General features: G+C 67.1%; 22 protein-coding genes. 7 read left to right on the top strand and 15 right to left on the bottom strand.

Annotation, left to right across the window (positions count from 1 at the left end; all coding sequences use genetic code 11):
- Nucleotides 1-401: 401 nt before the first annotated feature.
- Entirely contained in the window at nt 402-848 is a 447-nt protein-coding gene (locus ACSFBL_RS19240) for a universal stress protein (RefSeq protein WP_435517408.1), read from the top strand.
- Nucleotides 849-851: 3 nt separating this feature from the next.
- On the opposite strand, the gene ACSFBL_RS19235 is transcribed toward ACSFBL_RS19240, so the two are convergent.
- Both ACSFBL_RS19235 and ACSFBL_RS19230 read right to left on the bottom strand, forming a co-directional pair.
- Nucleotides 852-1,763: a hypothetical protein gene (locus ACSFBL_RS19235; protein WP_435517407.1), complete on the bottom strand. Its 912-nt coding sequence runs from the start codon at nt 1,761-1,763 to the stop codon at nt 852-854.
- Nucleotides 1,764-1,814: 51 nt separating this feature from the next.
- On the bottom strand, nt 1,815-4,163 hold the full coding sequence (locus tag ACSFBL_RS19230) for a YgiQ family radical SAM protein (RefSeq protein WP_435517406.1): 2,349 nt from the start codon (nt 4,161-4,163) through the stop codon (nt 1,815-1,817).
- Nucleotides 4,164-4,430: 267 nt separating this feature from the next.
- On the opposite strand from ACSFBL_RS19230, the gene ACSFBL_RS19225 reads away from it, so the two are divergent.
- From ACSFBL_RS19225 to ACSFBL_RS19210, 4 genes are all read left to right on the top strand, one after another.
- Nucleotides 4,431-5,585, top strand: a complete 1,155-nt coding sequence (locus tag ACSFBL_RS19225; RefSeq protein WP_435517405.1) for an acyl-CoA dehydrogenase family protein — start codon at nt 4,431-4,433, stop codon at nt 5,583-5,585.
- A gap of 8 nt (nt 5,586-5,593) precedes the next feature.
- Complete coding sequence (locus tag ACSFBL_RS19220) at nt 5,594-6,784, top strand: CaiB/BaiF CoA transferase family protein (protein ID WP_435517404.1); 1,191 nt, start codon at nt 5,594-5,596, stop codon at nt 6,782-6,784.
- Nucleotides 6,785-6,852: 68 nt separating this feature from the next.
- The gene (locus ACSFBL_RS19215; protein ID WP_435517403.1) at nt 6,853-7,821 is read left to right on the top strand and encodes a Bug family tripartite tricarboxylate transporter substrate binding protein; all 969 of its coding nucleotides are present in this window, start codon (nt 6,853-6,855) and stop codon (nt 7,819-7,821) included.
- Between the two features lie 85 nt (nt 7,822-7,906).
- Nucleotides 7,907-8,710 (top strand): enoyl-CoA hydratase/isomerase family protein, encoded by an 804-nt coding sequence (locus tag ACSFBL_RS19210; protein WP_435517402.1) that lies wholly within the window; start codon nt 7,907-7,909, stop codon nt 8,708-8,710.
- 34 nt (nt 8,711-8,744) lie between these two features.
- Here ACSFBL_RS19210 and ACSFBL_RS19205 read toward each other — a convergent pair whose 3' ends face one another.
- From ACSFBL_RS19205 to ACSFBL_RS19185, 5 genes are all read right to left on the bottom strand, one after another.
- Nucleotides 8,745-9,635, bottom strand: coding sequence for a LysR family transcriptional regulator (locus tag ACSFBL_RS19205; RefSeq protein ID WP_435517401.1), 891 nt, complete (start codon nt 9,633-9,635; stop codon nt 8,745-8,747).
- Nucleotides 9,636-9,654: 19 nt separating this feature from the next.
- A complete protein-coding gene (locus ACSFBL_RS19200) occupies nt 9,655-11,142 on the bottom strand; it encodes an aldehyde dehydrogenase family protein (RefSeq protein WP_435517400.1) in 1,488 nt (495 codons plus the stop codon).
- Nucleotides 11,143-11,184: 42 nt separating this feature from the next.
- Nucleotides 11,185-12,879 carry a GMC family oxidoreductase gene (locus tag ACSFBL_RS19195; protein WP_435517399.1) on the bottom strand — a complete coding sequence of 565 codons (1,695 nt, stop codon included), beginning with the start codon at nt 12,877-12,879 and terminating at the stop codon, nt 11,185-11,187.
- A 142-nt stretch (nt 12,880-13,021) separates the two neighbouring features.
- A complete protein-coding gene (locus tag ACSFBL_RS19190) occupies nt 13,022-13,810 on the bottom strand; it encodes an SDR family NAD(P)-dependent oxidoreductase (protein WP_435517398.1) in 789 nt (262 codons plus the stop codon).
- A 33-nt stretch (nt 13,811-13,843) separates the two neighbouring features.
- Nucleotides 13,844-14,635 carry an SDR family NAD(P)-dependent oxidoreductase gene (locus ACSFBL_RS19185; protein ID WP_435517397.1) on the bottom strand — a complete coding sequence of 264 codons (792 nt, stop codon included), beginning with the start codon at nt 14,633-14,635 and terminating at the stop codon, nt 13,844-13,846.
- A 113-nt stretch (nt 14,636-14,748) separates the two neighbouring features.
- On the opposite strand from ACSFBL_RS19185, the gene ACSFBL_RS19180 reads away from it, so the two are divergent.
- Nucleotides 14,749-15,783, top strand: coding sequence for a zinc-binding dehydrogenase (locus ACSFBL_RS19180; protein ID WP_435517396.1), 1,035 nt, complete (start codon nt 14,749-14,751; stop codon nt 15,781-15,783).
- Here ACSFBL_RS19180 and ACSFBL_RS19175 read toward each other — a convergent pair.
- A complete protein-coding gene (locus tag ACSFBL_RS19175) occupies nt 15,761-16,642 on the bottom strand; it encodes an alpha/beta fold hydrolase (protein ID WP_435517395.1) in 882 nt (293 codons plus the stop codon). The two genes, ACSFBL_RS19180 and ACSFBL_RS19175, sit on opposite strands and share 23 nt — an antisense overlap.
- 50 nt (nt 16,643-16,692) lie before the next feature.
- Here ACSFBL_RS19175 and ACSFBL_RS19170 point away from each other — a divergent pair, with 50 nt between their 5' ends.
- Nucleotides 16,693-17,280: a histidine phosphatase family protein gene (locus ACSFBL_RS19170; RefSeq protein ID WP_435517394.1), complete on the top strand. Its 588-nt coding sequence runs from the start codon at nt 16,693-16,695 to the stop codon at nt 17,278-17,280.
- Nucleotides 17,281-17,293: 13 nt separating this feature from the next.
- On the opposite strand, the gene ACSFBL_RS19165 is transcribed toward ACSFBL_RS19170, so the two are convergent.
- From ACSFBL_RS19165 to ACSFBL_RS19135, 7 genes are read right to left on the bottom strand one after another with little or no spacing between them, the layout of a single operon-like run.
- Nucleotides 17,294-18,439, bottom strand: a complete 1,146-nt coding sequence (locus ACSFBL_RS19165; RefSeq protein WP_435517393.1) for a CaiB/BaiF CoA transferase family protein — start codon at nt 18,437-18,439, stop codon at nt 17,294-17,296.
- A gap of 25 nt (nt 18,440-18,464) precedes the next feature.
- Nucleotides 18,465-20,021: a class I adenylate-forming enzyme family protein gene (locus ACSFBL_RS19160; RefSeq protein WP_435517392.1), complete on the bottom strand. Its 1,557-nt coding sequence runs from the start codon at nt 20,019-20,021 to the stop codon at nt 18,465-18,467.
- 26 nt (nt 20,022-20,047) lie between these two features.
- Nucleotides 20,048-21,235, bottom strand: a complete 1,188-nt coding sequence (locus tag ACSFBL_RS19155; protein WP_435517391.1) for an ABC transporter substrate-binding protein — start codon at nt 21,233-21,235, stop codon at nt 20,048-20,050.
- 23 nt (nt 21,236-21,258) lie between these two features.
- On the bottom strand, nt 21,259-21,954 hold the full coding sequence (locus tag ACSFBL_RS19150; protein WP_435517390.1) for an ABC transporter ATP-binding protein: 696 nt from the start codon (nt 21,952-21,954) through the stop codon (nt 21,259-21,261).
- A complete protein-coding gene (locus ACSFBL_RS19145) occupies nt 21,951-22,649 on the bottom strand; it encodes an ABC transporter ATP-binding protein (protein ID WP_435517389.1) in 699 nt (232 codons plus the stop codon). Before ACSFBL_RS19145 ends, ACSFBL_RS19150 begins: the two co-directional genes overlap by 4 nt.
- A complete protein-coding gene (locus ACSFBL_RS19140; protein WP_435517388.1) occupies nt 22,636-23,697 on the bottom strand; it encodes a branched-chain amino acid ABC transporter permease in 1,062 nt (353 codons plus the stop codon). The genes ACSFBL_RS19145 and ACSFBL_RS19140 overlap by 14 nt, the downstream gene beginning before the upstream one ends.
- Nucleotides 23,697-24,569 (bottom strand): branched-chain amino acid ABC transporter permease, encoded by an 873-nt coding sequence (locus tag ACSFBL_RS19135; RefSeq protein WP_435517387.1) that lies wholly within the window; start codon nt 24,567-24,569, stop codon nt 23,697-23,699. Before ACSFBL_RS19135 ends, ACSFBL_RS19140 begins: the two co-directional genes overlap by 1 nt.
- Nucleotides 24,570-24,691: the final 122 nt, after the last annotated feature.

Raw genomic sequence — 24,691 nt, 5'->3', positions numbered from 1 at the left:
TGACTGCCTTCGGCTTCTGGCACGACGACTTCTGCAGAACCTTTGGACCAACGAACGCCCGTGGTTCTATTTGCAGACCAGGGAAGAAACAAGCCGATCGGTTTGGTTGCGCCGGCATGCAGCGGCAGCGCATGGCAATACACGCCCAGCGCGACCTTGTTGGGCACAACGTCGACCGTGATTTCCCTCTGAGACGCGCACCTTCGAGGAATGAACCCACTTCAATGCGGCCGAAAAATCAAGCGCATCGCACAGGCGCTGAACCGACCTGGGACAGGTGAACCGCGAAGCGAAAAGCGAACCTAGGCAATGCCGCCTAAAAGTTTTGGCCGCCTTGCCCCGCGCCCATCCGCGTACTAAGCTGAAGCGGGGCGGGCCCTCACCCGCCCGGGAGCGTCGCCATGTATGAACGCATCCTCGTTGCCACCGATGGCTCCGACCTGTCCGAACTGGCCGTGACCAGCGCCATCGACCTGGCCCTTCTGACCCAGGCGGAGCTGATCGTCGTCAAGGTGGTCCACCACTATCCCGCCAGCTACTTCGAAGGTTCGATGCTTCTTAGCCAGATGGAAGTGACGCGCCTGCGCGAACAGGCCGGCACGGAAGCGCAGCGCGTGGTCGATGCCGTCAAGGCCACCGCGGAAGCGAAAGGCGTGAAGAGCACGCGGGCGATCGTGATGCAATCGGAGCTCGTGTCCGAAGCCATCATTGAAGCCGCGCGCGTGCACAAGTGCGACCTGATCGTGATGGCCTCGCACGGGCGCCGCGGCATCAAGCGCCTGCTGATGGGGAGCGAGACGCTCCACGTGCTGACGCACTCGCACACGCCGGTGCTGGTGCTTCGATAGCGCTCAGCGCGTCGTCGTCCCGTCGCGCTCGCGGTCTTCGCGCTTGACGGCGAGATAGGTCGCGAGGTCGACTTCGTGCAGTTGCGTCGGGTACTTCTCGATGGACTGGAACCAGCTGTTGAGGCGCTTGTCGGCCCGCTCCGGCGGCGGCACTGAAAAGCCGTCGAGATAGGCCTCGAGCGTCAGGAAGTAGCGCATCGCATTGCGCTCAACCAGTCCGCGCAGGCTGCGGATGTACTCCGGACCGCCGTCGGCCGTCTTGCCGACCACCGTGAAACCCACCTTGTCGCTGCCGAAGGTCGCGAGGTAGGCCATTGTCGCGAGGCGCGCGACCATGTTGTGGTCGTAGGCGTAGGCGAAGTGCAGGAAGGTCTGTCGCTCGCCGAGCGGTACGGCTTCGAGCAGCACGCGGTACTGGCTGGTGCCCATCGGGCCCGAGTCGGCGGAAAGGTCCACCAGCAGGTAGTCGCGCGTGGCGCTCGCGACGCGGTGGACGAAGGTGAGTTCGAAGGCCTGGTCGATCGGCTTGTCGTAGCGCGGCACGACGCTGAGGGTGAGCCTCTCGCCATTCGGCCCCTGTGCGGCGCGGCAGCGGCGGTTGTTGATGTGGAGGATCAGCATCTCGCACCATTGCGACGATCGCTCGAGTGCGCGGCGCACGTCCTCGATGGAGTGATTGACGACCGCGTAGACGTCACCCTGCAAACCCCCATCGGTTTCGGTGGAGTCCAGCACGACGGGACGACGCAGGGGGCTGTTGGCAAGCTGGTCGCCGAGCTTGCGATGCAGTTCCCGCATGGCCGGCGCCGATCCGGCTTCGAGCGTCGCGGCGTGTGCACCCGGCGCCATCGTGCCGAGCCACATCCACACGCCGATGCAGCACCCACGCGACAACGCGACCAGCAGCTTTTTCATGCCGACACGATACACCGCGAGGATTGCGCTTCCTCGCGGCGACGGCCCGTCTCAGCGGCTCTTGCGGATTGCCTTGCCGGCCGAAGGCCGGGTGCGCGCGGCCCCGGTTTCGCGCGGCGGAAGGCCCGTGTGCTGCGTGAGGATGCGGCCCTTCGCTGGCTTCACCGGCGTGAGCGCGACGGTGGTCGAGTTCTTTCGGCGCGCGCTCTGGTAGCTGCCGTCGGTCAGCGGCTGCCAGGTCGGGATCAGGTGGTGCTTGCCGTTGCCGATCAGGTCGGCGCGGCCCATGGCCTTGAGCGCGTCGCGCAGCAGCGGCCAGTTGTTGGCGTCGTGGTAGCGCAGGAAGGCCTTGTGCAGGCGGCGGCGCTTGTCGCCGCGCACGATGTCCACCGTCTCGCTCTCGCGCGTGATCTTGCGCAGCGGGTTCTTGTTGGTGTGGTACATCGTCGTGGCCGTGGCCATCGGCGACGGATAGAAAGTCTGGACCTGGTCGGCGCGGAAGCCGTTCTTCTTGAGCCAGATCGCGAGGTTCATCATGTCCTCGTCGCTGGTGCCCGGATGCGCGGCGATGAAGTACGGGATCAGGTACTGCTTCTTGCCGGCCTCGGCGCTGAACTTCTCGAACATCTGCTTGAACTTGTCATAGCTGCCGATGCCCGGCTTCATCATCTTGGTCAGCGGGCCCTGCTCGGTGTGCTCGGGCGCGATCTTGAGATAGCCGCCGACGTGGTGCTGCACCAGCTCCTTGACGTACTCGGGCGACTGCACGGCCAGGTCGTAGCGCAGGCCGGAGCCGATCAGGATCTTCTTGATGCCCTTGAGCGCGCGCGCACGGCGGTAGATCTTGATGAGCGGATCGTGGTTCGTGTTCAGGTTCGGGCAAATGCCCGGGTACACGCAGCTCGGCTTGCGGCAGGCCTGTTCGATCTCCGGCGACTTGCAGCCGATGCGGTACATGTTGGCCGTCGGGCCGCCCAGGTCGGAGATGGTGCCGGTGAAGCCCTTCACGCTGTCGCGGATCGCCTCGACCTCCTTGATGATCGATTCTTCCGAGCGGCTCTGGATGATGCGGCCCTCGTGCTCGGTGATGGAGCAGAAGGTGCAGCCACCGAAGCAGCCGCGCATGATGTTCACGCTGAAGCGGATCATCTCCCACGCGGGGATCTTGGTCGCGCCGTCGTGGCTGCCGTTCTCGTCGGCGTAGCCCGGATGCGGGCTGCGCGCATACGGCAGGTCGAACACGTGGTCCATCTCGGCCGTGGTCAGCGGGATCGGCGGCGGGTTGATCCAGACGTCGCGGGCGGTGGTGCCCTCGCCGTGCGCCTGCACCAGCGCGCGTGCATTGCCGGGGTTGGTCTCCAGGTGGAGCACGCGGTTGGCATGGGCATACAGCACCGGGTCGGCGCGCACCTGCTCGTACGACGGCAGGCGGATCACCGAACGGTCGCGCGGCGGCACCCTGATGCGCTCGCGAATTTGCAGCGCCGGATTGGGGACGAACTTCAGCGGCTTGATCGCGGGGTTGGCCGAGCCGGCGGCCTCGGCCGCTTCTGCGACGGCCTGCGCCTCGTCTTCCTTGGCGCAGGTCGCGCCGTTGGCCTTCGCCTGGTCCGACACCATCAGGTAGGGATTGACGTGGGCCTCGACACGGCCTGGCTCGTCGACGCTGGTCGAATTGATCTCGAACCAGCCCTCCGGCGTCTCGCGCCGCACGAAGGCAGTGCCGCGCACGTCTGTGATCTGATGCACCGGCTCCTTGGCCGCAAGCCGGTGCGCGATCTCGACGATGGCGCGCTCGGCGTTGCCGTAGAGCAGCAGGTCGCATTTGGCGTCCACCACAATCGACCGGCGGACCTTGTCCTGCCAGTAGTCGTAATGCGCGATGCGGCGCAGCGAGCCTTCGATGCCACCGAGCACGATGGGCACGTCGCTCCAGGCTTCCTTGCATCGCTGCGAGTAGACGATGGCCGCGCGGTCCGGCCGCCGGCCGCCGACGTCGCCGGGGGTGTAGGCATCGTCGCTGCGGATCTTCCGATCCGCGGTGTAGCGGTTGATCATCGAATCCATGTTGCCGGCGGTCACGCCGAAGAACAGGTTCGGCTTGCCCAGCACCTTGAAGGGGTCGGCGCTCTGCCAGTCGGGCTGAGAGATGATGCCGACGCGGAAGCCCTGGGCCTCCAGCATGCGGCCGATCACGGCCATGCCGAAGCTGGGATGGTCGACGTAGGCGTCGCCGGTGACGACGATGATGTCGCAGCTGTCCCAGCCGAGCGCGTCCATTTCCGCCTTCGAGGTCGGAAGGAATTTGGCCGTGCCGAAACGGGCCGCCCAGTACTTGCGGTAGCTGGTCAGCGGCTTGGCGGCACGCGCGAAAAAGGAGACGTCGACGGGGGCATTCATCGGGGATGGGACGGCATGGGTGCCGCGCAGGCCTGCGGGCCGGGTGGGCCCGTTGTGGGCAACCTCCGATTTTAGGGTTTTATGCAGCCACAGGGGTGCCTACGTGGGCATCACCCCAACTTCTCGTAAGCGAAGCGTCCGTGAAGCCAATTCACAGATGATGTGCGGGTGCGGTTCTTTCCATGTCCTAGGGCAAACAGCACCATTGTCCTCACACGAGGCCTTTGCATTGAACGGCCTTTCTCAATCACCGACATGGAGACAAACATGGAAGAACGCACCGAACTTCAGGAAGCCCTGCTCGACAGCCTGCAACGCGTGGTCGACAAGGAAATCGCGCCGCTGGCCCAACAGATGGACGAGACGGAAACCTTCCCGAAGCACCTGATCTCGGTCTTCGGCGAATTGGGTCTCATGCAGGCCAGGGTGCCGGAGGAATACGGCGGCCCCGGCCTCGACCTCACGACGACCTGCATGGCCAAGGAACTGGTGGCCCGGGTCTCGATGACCGGCGCGCAGCTCATCAACCAGAACACCATCTCCTTCGTCCTGCCCCTGCTTCATTTCGGCTCCGAGGAGCAGCGCCGCAAATGGCTGCCGCTCGTGGCCAAGGGCGGGGTCGTGAGTTCGGTCGCGATCACCGAGCCCCATGCCGGCTCCGACGTCGGCGCGATGCGGACCAGCGCGGTTCGCGACGGTGACCACTATGTGGTCAACGGCCAGAAGTGCTTCATCACCATGGCGCCGCTGGCCGACTACATCACGCTGTTCGCCAAGACCGGCGACACCGCCAGGCGCGGCGTGGACAACATCAGCTGCTTCATCGTCGACATGAAATCGCCGGGCATCACGCTCGGAAAGGGCGAGAAGATGATGGGCCAGCGCGGCACGCCGCATGCCGACATCTACTTCGACAACGTGCGGGTGCCGGTGGAGAACCGCATGGGCGAAGAAGGCAAGGGCTTCCTCTCGTGCATGCACATCCTCGACCTCAACCGCCCGACGGTGGCGGCCAGCGCCGTGGGCGTCGCGCAGGGGGCCTTCGACATCGCGGTCGCCTACGCCAAGGAGCGCAAGGCCTTCGGCAGGGCGATCGGCGAATTCCAGGGCCTGCAGTTCATGCTGGCCGACATGCACATCCAGATCGAGGCGGCGCGCGCCCTGCTCTACAAGTGCACGCGTGCCATCGACGCCGGTCACACCGAGCGACTCACGGAGATGGCCTCGATGGTCAAGTGCTTCTGCACCGACACCGCGATGAAGGTCACGACCGACGCGGTGCAGGTCCTGGGCGGCCACGGCTACGTGCGCGGCAACCATGTGGAACGCATGATGCGCGATGCCAAAGTCCTGCAGATCTACGAGGGTACCAACCAGATCCAGCGCATGGTGATCGCCCGCCGGGCACTCGGTTTCCGCTGAGTTGCCCCATGCCCGCCATTTCTCCGAGCGCCCAGGGCGCACTCTCCGGCGTGCGCGTGCTCGACTTCACCTTCGTGATGTCGGGGCCGTACTGCACGCGGCTGATGGCCGACCTCGGCGCAGACGTCATCAAGATCGAATCGAAGGCGGGCGACCTCACGCGCAGCCGCCCTCCGCTGCGGGACGGTCGCAGCAGCTACTACGCCTCGCTGAACTGCGGCAAGCGCAGCATCGTGCTCGACCTCAAGAGTCCCGAGGCGCGCGACATCGTCCATGAACTCGTCAAGGAAGCCGACGTGGTGGTGGAGAACTTTCGCCCTGGCGTCATGAAGCGGCTGGGGCTCGGCTACGAGACCTTGAGCGAGATCAATCCGCGCCTGGTCTACTGCTCGATCTCAGGCTTTGGTCAGGGCAAGTCCGGCGACGGCAAGGGGGCGTATGCACCGACCCTGCACGCGCTCTCTGGCTTCGACAGCGCCCTCCGCTCCTACCAGGACGACGACAGCCGGCCGCCCAACACCGGCATCTTCGTGGCCGATGTGCTGGGCGGCTCGCTCGCGTTCGGCGGCATCCAGGCGGCGCTGGTGCAGCGCCAGCGCACCGGCAAGGGGGATTACGTCGACCTGTCGCTGCTCGATTCGATGATCAGCCTGCTGGTGTGCGAGGTGGGCGAGGCCCAGTTCCCCGAGCAGCCGATCCACTTCGTCTACAAGCCGACGCCGGCGCGCGACGGCCACCTGGTCGTGGCGCCCACCACGCAGGACAACTTCGTGGCGCTGTGCGAGGCCACGGGCCACCACGAGTGGCTCGAAGATCCGCGTTTCGCCACCGGTCGCGGGCGCCAGCAGAACTGGGACGAATTCCTGGCCGAGTTGGCGAAGTGGGCCATGCAGCACAGTGCCGAAGAGTGCGAGCGCATCCTCGACGCGCACCACGTTCCTTGTTCGCGCTATCTCGACATCAAGGAAACGATGGCGCTGCCGACGGTTCGGGAGCGCGGAACGATGTGCGAGATGGACGACGGCGCAGGCACCTTCGTCGTCGCGGGCACGCCGTTCCGGATGACCCACGGCAACGCGGGTCCGCGCGCGCACATTCCCGCGCTCGGCGCCGACGGACCGGCGATTCTCGAACAACTGCTGCACACGAACGCCGCAGGCATCGCCCGGCTGAAAGAAACAGGCGTGCTGGGCGGCTGACAGACGCCGGATCGGCAGGACGAAGCAAACCAGAAGAACGGGGCGGAAGCGCCCTCGGAGACACCTTGATGAAATCCCTCGAACGCATGCTGGCCCTGCTCGTCGCAGCCACCCTCCCCTTCGCCGCCCAGGCCGCGTACCCCGACAAACCGATTCGCCTCGTCGTGCCCTATGCAGCGGGCGGGCCCACCGATGCGATGGCGCGCATCCTGCAGGAGCCGCTTCAGAAGGCGCTCGGCGGCGCGACGGTGATTGTCGACAACGTGCCCGGCGTCGGCGGCGCACTGGGCGCGCAACAGGTACTGCGCGCACCGGCGGACGGCTACGCGCTTTTCCTCGGCAACAACGGACCGAGCGCGGTCACGCCGCTGTTGCAGAAGAATGCAGGATTCGATCCGGTCAAGGACTTCGCGCCGGTCTCGATGGTCGCGAAGTCGACGATGGTGCTAGCGGTCGGCGCGGCCGTGCCGGCGAGCAACATGAAGTCCTTCCTCGACTGGGCGAAGAAAAGCGGCGGCAGCGCCAACTACGCCAGCGCGGGCATCGGCTCGCTCGGCCACCTGGGCACCGAACTCCTGCTCAAGCAGGCGGGACTCAAGATGACCCACGTGCCCTACAAGGGCCAGGCGCCGACGCTCAATGCGCTGCTCGGCGGCGAGGTGCAGGTGCTGCTGACCACGCCGACCGAGGCCATGCGCGGCCAGATTGCGACCGGCAGGATCAAGCTCGTGGGCGTGACCTCCGAGGCCCCCTCTCCCCACGACCCGAATGCCGACGTGATCGCCCGGTCCGTTCCCGGCTTCACGCTCTATTCGTGGTTCGCGATCCTGGTCAAGGCCGGAACACCGCCGGAGATCATCGAGCAGCTGCACAAGGCCATCGTGACGGCCGTCGCATCGGAGGACGTGCGCAAGCGCTTCGATTCGCTCGGCGTCGACGCCGAGAGCAGCGCGCCGGCCAAGGTGATGGACTATGTGAAGCAGGACGTGTCGCGCTGGAGCACCATCATTCGCGAACAGAACATCCAGCCCGAATGAAACACGGCTTGCCCGATCCGCTTCACGCACTGACAACGCGACGGATGCCGCCGTCCTGCCAACGTCGCCCTTTCAGGACCTGCCAATGAGCTTCCCCGAATACACCAGTCTTCTCTGCGAACGCCGCGGCGGCATCGCCATCCTTACGTTAAACCGGCCCGAGCGCATGAATGCGATCGGCGGCACGCTGAAGCAGGACATCGCGGCGGCCATGGCCCATGCCGAACTCGATGACGAAGTGAGGGTCATCGTGCTGACCGGTGCCGGCGCGGCCTTCTGCGCAGGCGGCGACGTCAAGGAAATGGCCGAGTCCCGCGCCAGCGGTGCGGGTCGCAGCCTGCAGGAAAAGATCCGCCCCGCTCGCGACGCGATGCTGCTCGCGATCCATGAAGCGGGCAAGCCGGTCATCGCCGCCATCAACGGCGCGGCGGCGGGCGCCGGCATGAACATGGCGCTGGCCGCCGACATCCGCATCGCCTCGACCAGCGCACGATTTGCGCAGGCCTTCGTGAAGCGCGGGCTTCCGCCGGACACGGGCGCCACCTACCTGCTGCCCCGCGTCGTCGGCATGGCCAAGGCCTGCGAGCTCGCCTTCACGGGTGACACGATCGAAGCCGACGAGGCGCTGCGTCTCGGGATCGTCTCGCGCGTCGTGCCGCCCGATCGGCTGATGCCGACCGTCCTCGAACTGGCCGGGCGGATCGCCGCGGGCCCGCCGGTCGCGATTCGCCTGGCGAAGCAGTCGCTCCATCGCGGCGAACACGGCGACCTGCGCGATGCACTCGCCCGCGAGGCGGCCGCCTTCAACATCTGCTTCGACACCGAAGACGCCGCCGAGGGCGTCACCGCGTTCTTCGAGAAGCGCCCCCCCGAATTCAAGGGCCGCTGACCCGCCGCATCGCCAGGCCCCAGGCCCCGACCCACTAGGCCCGAAATTTCTCGTCGACGAAATCGAGGAAGGCCCGCACCCGCAGGCTCTGATTGCGCTTGCTCGCATAGACGACGTAGAGCGGCTCTTCGGCATCGACCTGGAGCCCTTCGAGCACGCGCACCAGGCGACCGGATTCGATGTCCGGTCCGATATGGATGTCGGACAGGCGCACGATGCCGAGCCCGTTGACCGCGAAGGTGCGTAACAGCTCCGCGGAATTGCTGCCGATGTTGCCCTTGACATCGAGCGTGATGTGCTCGTCCCCGCTGCGCAGCGGCCATCCGCTGCGGAAAGACCCGGCCAGGAAGTTCAGGCAGTTGTGGGGCGCGAGGTCTTCGAGGGTCAGCGGGATGCCGGCCTGGGCCAGGTACTTGGGGGCTGCGCACATGCTCCACCGCGTGGTGGCGATGCGTCGCGCCACGAGCGATGAATCGGGGATGCTGCCGCTCTGGAAGGACACATCGATCTGGTTCTCGAACAGGTCGATCGGCGCCGCCGTCAGCACGAACTCGACTCGCATCTTCGGATGCCGCTCGAGAAACTCCGGGATCAGCGGTGAAATCTGGTACTGGGCCAGCAGCAGCGGACTGTTGATGCGCAGCACGCCCGCCGCCTCCAGGCGCGACTGCCCGAGGCCGCTCTCGGCCTCCTCCAGCGCGTCGATCACGCGGTGCGCGCCTTCGAGGAACCGCTCACCCTCGCGCGTGAGCTTGAGCACGCGCGAGGTGCGGTGGAACAGGCGAACGCCGAGCCGGTCTTCCATGCGCTGGATCAGCTTGCTGACGGTCGACGGATTGCAGTCGAGGCTGCGCGCCGCCGCGGAAAAGCTGGTCTCCTCAGTGACCCGAAGGAAAACGTCCAGCTCCCGGATGCGATCGTTCATGAGCCGGGAGTATCCATCGTCAATCCGTCTTGATCCACACCGCTTTCGTCTGCAGATATTCCTCCATGTGCTGCGTACCGGATTCGCGGCCATAGCCGCTCATCTTGTAGCCGCCGAAGGGCACGGCCGGGTCCATCACCTGGTAGCAGTTGACCCAGACCGAGCCGGCCCGCAGGCCCTTGGCGACGCGGTGCACCTTGCTCACGTCGCGCGTCCACACGCCGCTCGCCAGGCCGTAGTCGGTGTCGTTGGCGCGCCGGAGCATGTCGTCGATGTCGTCGAAGGGCAGCGCCGAGATCACGGGGCCGAAGATTTCCTCGCGGGCGATCTTCATCTCGTCCCTGACGCCGGTGAAGACGGTCGGCTCCACGAAGTAGCCGTTGGAGAGCCCGTCGCCTTGAAGCCGCTTGCCACCCGCCAGCGCCGTGGCGCCCTCTTCCTTGCCGGCGGCGAGATAGCCGCAGACCCGGTCGAGTTGCTCCTTCGAGACCAGCGGGCCGAGTTGCGTGTCGGCGTCGAGCGGATTGCCCACGCGCAGGGTCCGCGCGAATTCGGCCAGCTTGTGCACGAATTCGTCATGGACCTTGCGCTCGACGAACAGCCGTGTGCCGGCGCTGCAGATCTGGCCCGAATTGCCGAACACGGCCATCGCCGCGCCGGGCACGGCCGCATCGAGGTCCGCATCGGCGAACACGATGTTGGGCGACTTGCCGCCCAGTTCGAGCGAGACGCGCTTGATGTTGCCGGCCGAGGCGCGAATGATCTTCTGGCCCACCTCGGTCGAGCCGGTGAACGCGATCTTGTCGACGCCGGGGTGCGCGGCGAGTGCCGCGCCGGCCGCACCCAGTCCGGTGACGACATTGACCACGCCCGGTGGAATGCCCGCTTCGGCGCACAGTTCGGCCAGGCGCAGTGGCGACAGCGGCGCCTGCTCGGCGGGCTTGAGCACGATGGTGCAGCCCGAGGCGAGCACCGGACAGAGCTTCCAGATGGCCAGGCCGATCGGCCCGTTCCACGGATTGATCGCGCCGACCACGCCGACCGGTTCCTTGAGCGTGTAGCTGAAGACTTCGCCCGGGGCGGAGTTCTCGATCGTCTCGCCGTGCGTCGAGGTCGCCAGTCCCGCATAGAAGCGCAGCAGGCCCACCGCGCGGCGCCGGCCCAGCGTGGTGCGCGAGATCGGCCCCCCCATGTCGAGCGTGTCGAGCATCGCCAGCTCGTCGTAGTGCTGCTCCACGAGGTCCGCGAGCCGGAGCATCACCTGCTGCCGGTCGAAGGGCTTGAACTTGCTCCACGGGCCGGCGAAGGCCCGGCGCGCGGCGGCGACGGCCAGCGCGACATCCTGCTCGTCACCTTCGGCCACTTCGGCCAGTACCTCGCCGGTGCTGGGATTGAGCGTCTTGAAGGTGCGCCCCGAGACCGACGCTGCATGCTTGCCGTCGATGAACATTCGCTTGATGTTGCCGTCGAGAAAGGCCGGCATCGGGAGGGTGCTTGGCTGCTGCATGGTCGTGTGCCTCGTCGTAAACGTTGAAGGGTTCGCCGGGGGTCAGTCCACCTCGGCAGGCGTGCCGTGTCGGACTTCGAGGCGATCGGCAGTGAAAGGTGTCGCGCGCGGCGCCCGCCGTTTCTCGCCGCGCAGGAAGGCGGCCGCACGCTCGCCGATCATGGTCGCCGGCGCACTGGTGTTGCCGCCCACGATGTTAGGCATGATCGAAGCGTCCGCGACGCGCAGGCCCCGGATGCCATGGACGCGCAACTCGGCATCCACGACGGCCATCGGATCACTGGCCGGACCCATCTTGCAAGTGCCCACAGGGTGATAGGCCGTATTGACTTGAGCGCGCAACGCGGCTTCGAGATCGGCATCGTCCTGCACGGCGGCCCCCGGCTCGATCTCGCCACCCGAGAACTGCGCCAGGGCCGAAGCGCCGAAGATGCGTCGCGCCTCGCGCACCCCGCGCACCAGCGTCGCCATGTCGGCCGGGTCTTCCAGGAAATTCGGATGCATCACCGGCTTGGCCGCCGGATCGGCCGAGGCCAGTTCCAGGTGCCCGCGCGAGACAGGCCGCAGCAACTGCACGAGCACCATGAAACCGTGCTCCCGGGGAATGACGCGCGCGTTGCCCTTCAGGCCGACCAGGAAGGTCATCTGCACGTCGGGACGATCGAGCCCGGGCAGCGTGCGCACGAAGCCGCCGGCCTCGGCCGCATTGGAAGACAGCATGCCCGTGCGGTTGAAGAGGTAGCGCAGCGGGCTGAGCGCCACGCGCGACCATGAACTGGGCGATAGCGCATACGACTCGCCGCTCGGATTGCGGTGCGAGACATAGACGGTCGGATGATCCTGCAGGTTGTGGCCCACGCCGGGCAGGGCGAGCTTCAGGGGAATGTTCATGTCCCGCAGGTGCGCTTCGGGACCGATGCCCGAGAGCATCAGCAACTGCGGCGAGTTCACCGCGCCACCGCACAACACGATCTCGTTCGTCGCACTCAGCAGCCGTTGCTGACCGTCCTGCACGATGCGCACGCCGACCGCACGGTCGCCCTCCAGTTCGATCTTTTCCACCAGCGTGTCGGCAAACACCGTGAGGTTGGGCCGACCCAGCACCGGATGCAGGAAGGCGCGTGAATTGCTCAACCGCACGCCTTCGCGCTGGTTGAGTTCGTAGATGCCATAGCCGTCCTGCACGGCGCCGTTGAAGTCGTCGCTGCGGCGATGGCCGGCTTCGACCGCGGCATCGACGAAAGCGCGGGAGAGCACGTTCGGCGACTTGGGGAGGCTGACATCCAGTTCGCCGCCCGTGCCGTGGTACGCCGAGCCGCCCGCATGGCGCTTCTCGTGCTGGCGGAACACCGGCAGCACGTCGTCGTAGCCCCAGCCCGGATTGCCAAGCGCTTTCCACTCGTCGTAGTCCTCGCGGTGACCGCGGATGTACACCGAGCCGTTCACCGAACTGCAGCCGCCGAACAGCTTGCCGCGCGGGCAGCCGATGGTGCGGTGGTTGACGGCCTCGCCACCGGCGAAGCTGTGCTGCCAGTTGTAGCGCGCATGCGGCAGCAGGAAGATGTTGCCCACCGGCAGCGCGGTCTTGAGGTTGACCGGAAAGCGCCGGTCCGAAGGGCCCGCCTCGATCAAGGCGACGCGGACGGCCGGGTCCGCCGACAGCCGGTTCGCGATGACGCAACCTGCCGATCCGGCACCGATCACGATGTAGTCGAACGCTTCTGGCGAACGGTTCATGCGGTCTGTCTCCTGCTCATGGGATGCGTTCCGTTCCGTGCGGCATCGCTTCTTCTCGATAGAGCCAGCATCGCGTCAAGTCATCCGCGCAACAAGGCGGCATGCGGCACATCATCTGTGAATCGCGATCACAGACTTCGCGTCACAACGCGATGCGCCCGTGCGGATGGGTGCTGCTCACGCCGCCATCGACCGCGTAGCACTGGCCGGTCACGAAAGAGCTGTCGTCGCTTGCGAGGAAGGCTGCCATTGCCGCGATCTCCTCCGGATGGCCGGCGCGCTTCATCGGCGTCATGTGGCCGATGCGCGCCTCGACGCCGCGCTCGCGCGCCTGCTCGAACACCTTGCGTGTCATCTTCGTCTCCACCAGCCCGGGAAGGATCGCGTTGACGCGCACGCCCGTGCCGCTGAACGCATTGGCCGCGCATTGCGCCAGGCTGTTCACGGCCGCCTTGCTCGCGCTGTACTGGATCGAGCCCGCGTTGGCGCGCAGCGAGGCCGCCGACGAGGTGAGGATGATCGACCCGCTGCCCTGCTCCGTCATGAACCGGCCGGCATGCTTCACCGCGAGGAAGGCGCTGATGGTGTTGACCCGCCACACGTCGTTCCATTCGTCCACGCTCTGCGCCAGCAGCGGCGTGTTGGTGCCGGGCGTGCCCGCATTCGCGAAGAACACGTCGAGCCCGCCGAATTCGGCGATGCAACGCGCAACGACGGCCTCGACGTCGCCCTCCTCGGTCGCGTCGGCCACCATCGCGATGGCACGGCCGCCGGCCGCGCGGACCAGTGCAGCGGTTTCCTCGGTGTTGTCGGCACTGCGTCCGATGGCGAGCACCGAGCCGCCCTCCTGTGCAAAGCGGATCGCGCTGGCGCGCCCGATGCCGCTGCCCGCGCCGGTGATCACGCAGCGCTTGTCGGCCAGTCTGTCCATGCTGTGTCTCCTTGGGAATCGGCTTCGATGGTTTCAGCGCGTCGCGATCGTCCAGCCGCCATCGACCGCCAGTTGCGCGCCCTGGACGTAGCGCGCATCGTCGCTCGCCAAAAAAGCGGCGACGGACGCGATCTCCTCGGGCTCCCCGAAACGGCCGAGCGGCATCGCGGCCAGCCGGGCATTCACCGTCGCATCGTCGAACTTGCCGATCGACGCCGGCGTGGCGATCATTCCCGGAAGAATCGCGTTCACACGGATGCCGTGCGGACTCAACTCCACGGCGGCCGCACGGGTCAGGCCGAGCACGCCGGCCTTCATCGCGGCGTAGGCGATGGAATGAGGCAGCGATTGCACCGCCGACGAGGAACTGAGATTGACGACCGCGCCCGATCCGCGGCGCTTCATCTGGGGCACGGCCGCCTGAAGCGTCCAGATCAGCGCCTTGAGCCCGACGTCGAAGGTGTTCGCGGCACTGTCCTCGTCGACCTCCTCGAGCGGCTGGAAGCGCGCCCACACGGCGTTGTTGACGAGCACGCCGACCGGGGCGCCGAAGTCCCGCTCGACTGCCTCGAAGGCGGCAGCGACCGCATCGCGACGGCCCACGTCGGCCACATAGCCGCGCGCGTCGATGCCGCGTGCCACGAGCCCCGAGACCGCGCCGTCGAGGCGCACGGCGCCGACATCCAGGCAGGCCACGCGGCCGCCCTCGGCACCGAAGCGCTCGGCGATGGCAAGCCCGATGCCGCGCGCCGCCCCGGTGACGAGACAGACCACGCCCGCGAGGCGGTGTGGCACAACGGTGTGCGTCTCCGAGGGTCCTGGCATCGCAAGTCTCCTTGTGGATCGAAAGACCGTCGATCTCTCCGGTCAGTGTTTTCCATATGTCGTACGCTATCGCACTATCCACATACTAACGTTAATTCTGGAAGGATGCATCGATGAAAGCCGCCGTACTGCAACAGCGGGGCCGTGACGGCCTCTTCGTGCGTGAAGCGCCCATGCCGATACGCCGCGACGGCGAAGTGCTGCTGCGTGTCCACGCCGCGGGCCTGAACCGCGTCGACCTCTACATGCGCGACAACGGCAGCGGCATCACGCATGACTTGCCGCAGACGCTGGGGGTCGAGGCGGCCGGCGTGGTGGTCGAGGCCGATGCCGACAGCGGGCTCGCGGCGGGACAGAAAGCCGTCGTCTTTTCCAACGCCTTCTGCGGAACCTGTCGCTACTGCCTGGCCGGTGACCAGCCGTTGTGCCTGCGCGCGAACATCATGGGCGAGCACCGCGACGGCGGCTTCGCCGAGTACGTCGCGATGCCGGCGCGCTGCGTGCTGCCGCTGCCCGAGCACGTCGACCTCGTCGAGGCCGGTGCCCTCCTCGCCGCTTACCTGACGGCGTGGCGCATGCTGTTCGGCAAGCGCGCGCTCCGGCCCGGAGAGACCGTGCTGGTCGTCGGCGTGGGCGGTGGCGTCGCCGTGGCCTGCCTGCAGCTGGCCGTGCAAGCGGGAGCGCGGGTGCTGGTGACTTCATCGAGCGACGAGAAGATCGAGCGCGCCCTGGCCCTCGGCGCGGCGGCCGGAGTCAACTACCGGCGCGAGAAGGTCGCGAAGCGCATCCTGGCGCTCACCCACGGCGAAGGCGTCGACATGGTGATCGACAGCGTCGGCGAGGCGAGCTGGGACGATTCGCTGAGATCGCTACGGCGCGGCGGCCGACTGGTCACCTGTGGGGCGACCACCGGCTCCAACCCGTCGGCCGACCTGCAGCGGCTCTTCATCCGGCAGCTCGAGGTGTACGGCTCGACCGGCGGCAGCATCGAGGAATGCCGCCAGCTGCTCGCACTCTTCGGGGCCGGCAGCATCAGGCCCGTGATCGACCGGCGCTACACGCTCGACGAGCTGCCCGCCGCATTCGATCGCCTCGCGAACGGCGAGCAGTTCGGAAAGATCGTGATCACGATGGGCGCAGAGGCGTAGCCGGGACGTTGCGCTCGAGGAACGAGATCAGGCTGCGCGCAAAGGCATCGTTGCGGTCGCCCGCGATCATGTGGGCCGCGCCGTCGATGTTGACGTACTCGCAGCGCGGATACAGGCTCAGGAAGTCCTCGGCACCCTGCTCGCTCAGCACGTCGGAAAGGCCGCCACGGATCAGCAGTGCCGGCAGCGACAGGCTGCGCGCCGCGGCGGACATCCGCTGTTCCATCCGCTGCAGGTCGGCCTTGCCGGACATGAATTTCGGATCCCAGTGCCAGCGGTAGCGGCCTTCGGGCGTCAGCCTCACGTTCTTTCGGAGGCCGTGGAGGCTCGCAGGGCGCGAACGCTGCGGCTGATAGAGGGCAATGGCATCGGCAACTTCCTGCAGCGATGCAAAGCCTTCGGGTTTCTGCGTCATGAAGGCGCGGATCCTGTCGACGCCCTCGACTTCGAGCCGCGGTGCCATGTCCACGAGGATCAGCGCACTCGCATCGATCCGTCCCTCGCCAGCCGCCACGAGGCTGGTGCCGCCGCCCATCGACGCGCCGACCAGCGCGGCACGGCCACCGCCGAGCGCATCGACCACGAGGCGCAGGTCGGACACCATCGCATCCTGCGAATAGTCGCCCTGCGGCGACCATTCCGAATCGCCATGACCCCGGGCGTCGAAGGCTACCGCGTGATAGCCGCGCCGGCCGAGCGACTTGCCGGCGTTCTTCCACGCATGACGCGTCTGGCCACCGCCGTGCAGCAGGACCACGAGCGGGCCCGCGGGATCACCCCAGGCATCGCCGGCCAGCCGCACGCCGTCGGGCGCTGTCCATTGGAGCGTGGGCGGCGGGAGTTCATCGCGCGGGCTCATGACGGGATTCCAGGTATGTCGTACACGTGCATACGGTTATTATGCGCAATATGTCGACCAAGCAACTGCTCCTCGTGCGCCACGGGCGTCCCGACGAAGGCCATGCCTCGAACCCCGGCGACCCGCCGCTGCACGCGGTCGGACACGCACAGGCGCGCGCGGTGGCCGTCAGGCGGCTCTGCCTCGAACCGATCGACCGCATCGTGAGCAGCCCGCAGCAGCGCGCGCTCGACACGGCGGCGCCGCTGGCGCGGCACCTGGGGATCGAGATCGAGGTGATCCCGGGGCTGGCCGAATGCGACCTGCACACGACGCGTTACCGATCGCCGGAGACCATCCGTCGGGAGGAACCGCATCGCTGGGCCGAGTTTCTCGCCTCGCCGCCGCGCTTCCTGGGCGTCGACCCCGACGCGTTCAGGCAGACCGTGTTCGATGCCTTCGCGCAGTTGCTTGCGGATTCGCGCGGCACCACGATCGCGGTGTTCTCCCACGGCATGCCGATCAAGACGCTGGTCTCCCATGCGCTGCGCACGCCAGGCACGGACCTCTTTTCGATCGACCACTGTTCGGTGACACGCGCGGTGGGCACCTCGCTCGAGGACGTGCGCGTGCGCACGCTCAACGAATCCACGCCCTGATCAGGCGCAAGCCCTAACGCGCCCCGAAAGCGCCCTGGGCCTCCAGCGCCGCCACCTCGCCGGCCCCGAAGCCCCAGGATGACAGGACCGCCGCAGGGTTCTCGCTGGCGGCGCACGGAAGCGTCGGCACATCGGGCACGGTGCGGCTGAACCGCGGCGCCGGCGCGGGCTGCATCACGCCTTCGACTTCGACGAAAGTTCCGCGCGCGCGATTGTGTGGATGCGCGACCGCCTCGGCAAGGGTCAGCACCGGTGCGAAGCACACGTCGCTGCCTTCCATGATCGCGCACCATTCCGCGCGGGTCTTTTCACGAAACACCGCCGCCAACCGCTCGCGGAAGGCAGGCCAACTGCTCCGGTCGAGTTGATCCGGCAGCGCTTGTCCGGCCAGCCCCGTGAGGCGCAGCAGTTCCGCGTAGAACTGCGGTTCCGCCGAAGCAATGCTGATGTAGCGGCCGTCGGCCGTCTCGTAGATGCCGTACCAGGGTGCGGTCTCGCCGTCGAGCGAGTTCTCGCCGCGCCGGTCGCTCCATGTGCCATCGGCCAGCATCGCATACATGTAGGTCATCAGTGACGCCGCACCATCGACCATCGCGGCGTCGACGACCTGGCCTTTCCCGGACTGCCGAGCCTCCAGCAACGCACAGACGATGCCGAACGCCAGGTACATGCCGCCGCCCCCGAAGTCGCCGACCAGGTTCAGCGGGACGACCGGCGGTCCGTCCTTGGGGCCGATCGAGTTCAGGGCGCCGGTGAGTGCGACGTAGTTGATGTCATGGCCTGCCGCCTTGGCGAGCGGGCCGTCCTGGCCCCAGCCGGTCATGCGGCCGTAGACGAGCTTCGGATTCAGTGCGAGCGCGGCTTCCGGGCCCAGCCCGAGACGCTCCATCGTTCCCGGCCGGAATCCCTCGATGAACGCATCGGCATCGGCGAGCAGGCGACGCAGCGCATCGAGGCCGGCCGGTGTCTTGAGGTCGAGCGCGATGGCGGACCGGCTGCGATTGAGCAGTTCGATATGCGGGTGCCCCGGCGGATGCGCCTGGCCGGGCCGTTCGATGCGCAACACCTCGGCGCCCATGTCGGCCAGCATCATGGCCGCGAAGGGCCCGGGGGCCAGGCCTGCCATTTCGACGACCTTGATTCCTTGGAGTGGTCCCATTGCTGTTTACGTCCTATGTCGGTTGCTAGTTCGAGGCGGGCGCGCCATATCGCTCGCGCAATTGGCGCTTGAGCACCTTGCCGATGTCGCTGCGTGGCAGGCTGTCGACGACACGCACCGCGGACAGCCGCTGCGGCTTGCCCAGAAGCTCGTTGGTCCAGGCCTGAAGTTGCTCCGCTGACGTCGTCAGGCCCTCGCGCAATACAACGCACGCCACCGGTGTCTCGCCCCAGCGCTCGGAAGGCACGCCGAACACGGCGACGTCCGCAATATCCGGATGCGTGCGCATCACCGCTTCGACATCGCTCGGATAGACGTTGAAGCCGCCCGAGATGATCATGTCCTTCCGGCGGTCGAGCAGGACGAGAAAGCCATCCTCGTCGAAGCGGCCGACGTCACCGCTGCGGATGAAGCGTCGTCCTTCGGCATCGAACCATTCGACCTCGGCCGTCTTCGCCGGAAGGTTGTGATAGCCGACCATCATCGTGCCCGAGCGGCCGACGATCTCGCCGATGGATCCCGGCGGGAGCTCGCGGCCGTCCTCGTCGATCACGCGCATGTCGTGGCCCGGCGCGGGCCTGCCGACGGTGTGCAGCTTGTCGGGCCGCTCGTGCGCGGGGAGCGAACACACGCCGCCGCCCTCCGTCATGCCGTAGTACTCGGTCAGGCCGCCCGGCCATCGCGCCAGCACGTCGGCCTTCAGCCCCGGCGGAAACGGCGCGCTCCCGCAGGACTTCATGCGGAATGACGACAGGTCGAACTGGTCGAACTGCGGATGCGCCATGATCCGCTGGAACTGGACGGGCACCATCATGCTGTGCGTGACACGGTGCTGCTCGGCCAGCCTCAGGTACGCGCCGGCATCGAATTTCTTCATGAGCACGACCTTCGCACCGAGCGACAACGCCGGCAGGAAGCTCGACAGCGTCATGTTCGAATAGAGCGGGATCGAGACGAGCACCGACGAATCCGCGCCGTAGCCCAGGCTCGTGAACAGCCTGACATGCGCCCATCGGTACGAGTAAGGCACCGCGATGCCCTTGGGCGTGCCCGTGGTGCCCGACGAATAGATGATGTTGAAGGTCCAGTCCGGCTGCACCTCCACCGCCTGCGGCAACGAGCCGACGGGTGCGAGCCATGCCGACAGGGGCTCGCCGGCCGGCGAATCGTCGAGGCTGATCCGGCGTGCGGCGATGCGGCCCCGCACGCCCTCGAGCGATTCCGCTACCGCCGCGTCATGAAAGAAGAAGCGCGCGCCTGCGTCGGCCACCATCGCGGCCAGGCCGGCCGGCGTGGTGTCGGGCGCCAGCGGCGCGACGGCCAGCCCCGCCCGCAGGCTGCCGAGAAAGACGGTGGCGTATTCGATGGATGTGGAAGCACAGACCGCGACGACCTCGCGCGGCTGCACGCCATCGCGCTGGAGGGCCGTGGCCACCCGGTCCATCATCGCGTCGAGCGTGCCGTAGTCCACCACGCGGTCGTCGAGCACAAGCGCAGGGTCGCGCGGACGCTGCCCGGCGTGCGCCCGGATCAATACCGGCAGCGTGCCGAAGTCCTGCGCCAGCAAGTCAGCCAGGCGCATCGTGCGTCCTCGCCGCTCGGCGCGGCCTACATCTTGATCTTGCATTCGGGGCTGACCGCGGGTGCGATCTGCGCGGTCGGCTCGATCGAGCGCATTGCGATCTCGCCCTTGCCGTCGCCGGCCTTGACCGCCTGCACCACGACGAGCGGACGCAACAGCTGGTGGTCGGCCGCACGCATCTCGACTTCGCCGACCACGGTGTTCGCCTTCAGGCCTTCGAGCGCCGCACGCACCGCCGGCACCTCGGTCGACTTCGCCTTCAGGATGGCCTGGTGCACGAGGTCGAAAGACAGGTAGGCATCGACGTCGATGTAGGTCGGCTTGCGCTTGTAGCGCTCCTCGAAGGCCTTCACGAAGGCCGCATTGCGCTCGCCCGGCATGGTCCAGAAGTAACTCTGCGCGGACCACAGGCCGACGCTCGCGTCGCCGTGCGCGCCGATCAGGATCTCGTTGACCATCGAGGCGGACACCACGGTCTTGTACTTCTCGAACAGCTTGAACGGCTGCTGCTGCTTGATGAGCGCGATGCCGCCCGATGACGGGTAGTACATCAGCAGGCCCTCGGCCGGCTTGTCGAGCAGCTGCGCGATGTAGCTGCCGAGGTCGGACGCCGTGATCGGCGCGAACAGGGTCTTGTTCACCTTGCCGCCGCTTTCCTGCATCGCGGCAGTGAAGCGCTTGGCGGTGTCGTGCCCGACCGCGATGTCGGCCATCAGCAGGTCCCAGGTCTTGACGCCGCTCGCCTTGCTCTGCTCGCGCAGGCTGTTGACCTGCATGCCGTCGGTGATGCCGATGCGGAAGTAGTTCTGGCCGCAGTTCTTGCCCGTGAGGTCGTCCGAGGCCGCGGTCGCGTCGATGAACAGCGCGTTGAGGCCCGACATCTTGGATGCGATGGCGAGCGACGTGCCCGACGGGTTCAGGCCCGTGAAGAACGAAACGCCCTGCTGCTCCACCAGGCGGTTGGCCGCCGCGATCGCGGTGGCGGGCGTGCCGGCGTGGTTCTGCGTGATGAGTTCGTACTTGCGCCCGAGCGCGCCGCCCTGGGCGTTGAGCCGCTCTACGGCGAATGCCGCACCGTCGTTCACGAACGCCCCGCTGACCGCGAACGGTCCGGTGTCGATGTTCACGACGCCGAGCTTGATGGTTTCCTGCGCCAGGGCGGCGCCCTGGAAAACTGCCGCAGTGACCAGGACGGCGAGCAAATTGCGGATCATGGAGATCTCCTGCTGTGTTGAAGTCAGAAAGCCAGCGCAGCGCGGTGCTGCTCGGTATCGATGTCGGCAGTGCGTCCGCGGTCGATGATCTCGCCCTTGGCCATGACCACGAAGCGCTGGCTGACGCGGCGCACGAGGTTCAGGTGCTGCTCGACCATCAGCACGCCGGTGCCGGCGGCGCGGATCTTGTTGAAGATGTCGGCCAGCTCGTCGACCAGGACGGGCGAGAGGCCTTCGGACGGCTCGTCGAGCAGCAGCACGCGCGGATTGCCGAGCAATGCCCGCCCCACCGCCAGCATCTGCTGCTGGCCGCCGCTGAGCTCCGTGCCCATCTTGTCGCGCCGCTCCCGAAGGACCGGGAAGAGCTTGTAGACCGAATCCATGGTCCAGTGGCCCTTGCGCCTGCACGCCGCGCCGAGTTGGAGGTTGTCGCCGACGGTCAGGTGCGGCAGGATCATCCGGCCCTGCGGCGACAGCGTGACGCCTTGCATGGCGGCCCGGTAGGCGGGCAGCTTCTGCAACGCGACACCGCCGACCTCGATGGTCCCGCCGCTCACGGTCGTACCGCCGAAGAAGGACAGCAGCAGCGTGGACTTGCCGGCACCGTTTTTGCCGACCACCGCCACGGCCTCGCCCTCCTCGACCTGCAGGTCGACCTCGCGCAGCACCACCGACTTGCCGTAGCCGGCACGCAAGCCCTTGACATCGATGAAGCTCATGCGGCGGTCCCCAGATAGGCGGCAATGACTTTCGGGTCGCCGCGCACCTGCGCCGGCGAGCCGTGCGCCAGCAGCCGGCCAAGGTCGAGCGCGGTGATCGAATCGCAGAAGCGGAAAACGGCATCGACGTCGTGTTCGACCACCAGTGCCGAGACATTGCGCTTGCGCACCACCGTGGCCAGGTGCTCGAACAGCGTGACGGTCTCGCTGGTGGACAGGCCGGCCGCAGGCTCGTCGAGCAGCATCAGCGTCGGCTGGCCGACCAGGGCCAGTGCGATGTCCACGCGCCGCTGGTCCCCGTAGGCGATGCTGTCGGCCATCTCGTCGTACACGCCGCCGAGTTCCAGCGTGTCGACGATGCCCGCGAGGTCCTTCTCGCCGAGCTGTGACGCCACGAGCTCCAGTTGTTCGCCGACGCGAATCCCCGGAAAGATGCTGGTGCGCTGGAACGAGCGCGACATGCCCAGCCGGCGCCGCTGCACCACCGAATGGTGCGTGATGTCCTGCCCGTTGACGAAGACGCGCCCTCGCGTGGGCTTGCGCCGCCCGGTGATGGCGTCCATCAAGGTCGACTTGCCGGCGCCGTTCGGCCCGATCACGCCATGCAGCACGCCGCGCTGTGCGACTTCGAGGTTGATGCCTTCCAGCGCCTTGACGCTGCCGTAGGCCACGCTCAGGTCTTCAACGCGCAGCATCGCGGCCTCCCGGATTCGCCGCGGCGCTCTTGCTGAAGACCCTGGCGAGGTGATTGCGAATGAAGCCCATGATGCCTTGCGGGAACGCCACGATGACCAGCACCACCGCGAGGCCGGTGAGCAGTTCCAGATGCCCGGTGGCACCGAACTGATCCTGTCCGATGACGTAGAGCAGCGCCCCGAGCACCGGCCCGGCCACGGTGCCGACGCCGCCGATCAGCGTCGAGACAAGCGCATGGCCACCCGTGACGAAGTCCAGCAGTTCGGGCGATGCGAAGGCGGTGTTCAGGCCCGTGAGCAGGCCCGACACCGCCGCAATGAAGCCCGACACCGTGAAGGCGAGCACGCGCGGCCCGTAGGTGTTGAAGCCCGAGAAGCGCATGCGCTCCTCGTTGGCTCGAATGGCGCGCAACACGCGGCCGGTCCGCGAACGCCCCACCGCCCAGGCCAGCAGCATCACGCCACACAGCGCGAGCCAGGCCACCGGCCAGAAAAGCTCGGGCCGCGCGAGTTGCGCCTGCGTCAGGCCGAAGAAGCTGCCCGAGAAGTTCAACGCCAGCCCGTCGTCGCCGCCGGTCACCGGGCGGAAGTCGGTGATCATCACCATCGAGCGCAGCATCTGCGCCAACGCCAGGGTCAGCATCGCGAAGGGCAGCGGCCGGGCGCGCATGACGAGCGCGCCGATCAAGGCCGACAGTGCCGTCGAGGCGAGCAGCGTGAAGAAGACGGCCGTCATCACGCTCCAGCCGAACTGGGTGACCGCGATGGCGAACAGGTAGGTCGCACCACCGGTGAAGGCGGCGGCGCCGAACATCATGAGTCCGCTCTGATGCGCCAGGAAGCCGATCGCCACGGCCGCGATGCCGAGCACGATCGCGTTGATCAGAAGTCCCAGGTAGAACGAACTCTTGACCACTTGCGGCATGAACAGGCCGAGCACAACGATCGCGATCACGACCAACGCCGGCTTGGCGAGGCCGGGCACCTTGGCGCGGGCGCCGGGCGAAGCCGCTGTCGCGACCCCGCTGAAATCTTGCGCGATGGCCATCAGGCAACCCTTCCCCGGCCGAGCCCCTGGGGCCGCCACAACAGGACGAAGAACAGCAGCAGGTACGGTGCCATGACGGCCAGCGTCGGCGACACCAGCGTGCCGATCACCTGGATCAGGCCGTAGATCACGGCCGCTGCAATGGCGCCGCCGATGCTGCCCAGGCCGCCGATCACGACGACGATCAGGCAGCTGATGAGGATGCCGCCGCCCATCGCGGGATCGACCGACAGGTACGGCCCGGCCAGCACGCCCGCCAATCCGGCGAAGCCCGTGCCCAGGCACACGACGAGAAGGCTCAGGCGATCGGTGTTGACGCCCATCATCCGGGCCACCATCGGCTGCTGGCTCACGGCCCGCACGTGCATGCCCGATCGCGTGTACTTGAGCCACACCGCCAGCGCCACGCAGGTGCCGAATCCGACGCCGATGAGGAAGATCCGGTAGGCGGGATAGCGTTGCCCGAACAGGTCGATCGATCCGGCCAGCACCGATGGCGCATCCAGTTGCAGCGGTGAAGTGCCCCAGATCTTGATCACGATCTGGCTGAGCACCAGCGCCAGGCCGAAGGTGACGAGCGCCACGTCCATGTGCGAACGATGCTGCAGGGGCCGGATCACCGCGTACTCGAAAGCGACCCCCAGCAGCGCCAGCAGCAGCGGCACGATCACGAGCGCCGCCCAGAAGCTGAAGAGTCCCGAGAAGGTATAGCCCAGGTACGCGCCGAGCATGAACAGCGCGCCGTGGCCGAAGTTCATCACGTCCCGCAGGCCGAAGATCAGCGCCAGGCCGCTGGCCAGGATCGTCAGCAGCGAGGCCAGCGCGAGCGCATTGGCGAGCTGCGCGATGTTGAAGATGTGCGAGAAGTCCATGACGGCTTATATGGATGCCTCCCGGGTTGCAAGAAGAAGTCGTGTCGTGCTGTGAAGAAGTCGGCTGCGTCCTTATATCCGGCCTTGATTGCGCGGCTTGTCTGGTTTCCCAACTTGCCGCC

Source organism: Variovorax glacialis (genome assembly GCF_051216375.1).
Lineage (GTDB): Bacteria > Pseudomonadota > Gammaproteobacteria > Burkholderiales > Burkholderiaceae_C > Variovorax.
This window is presented reverse-complemented; position numbering and strand designations above follow the sequence as displayed.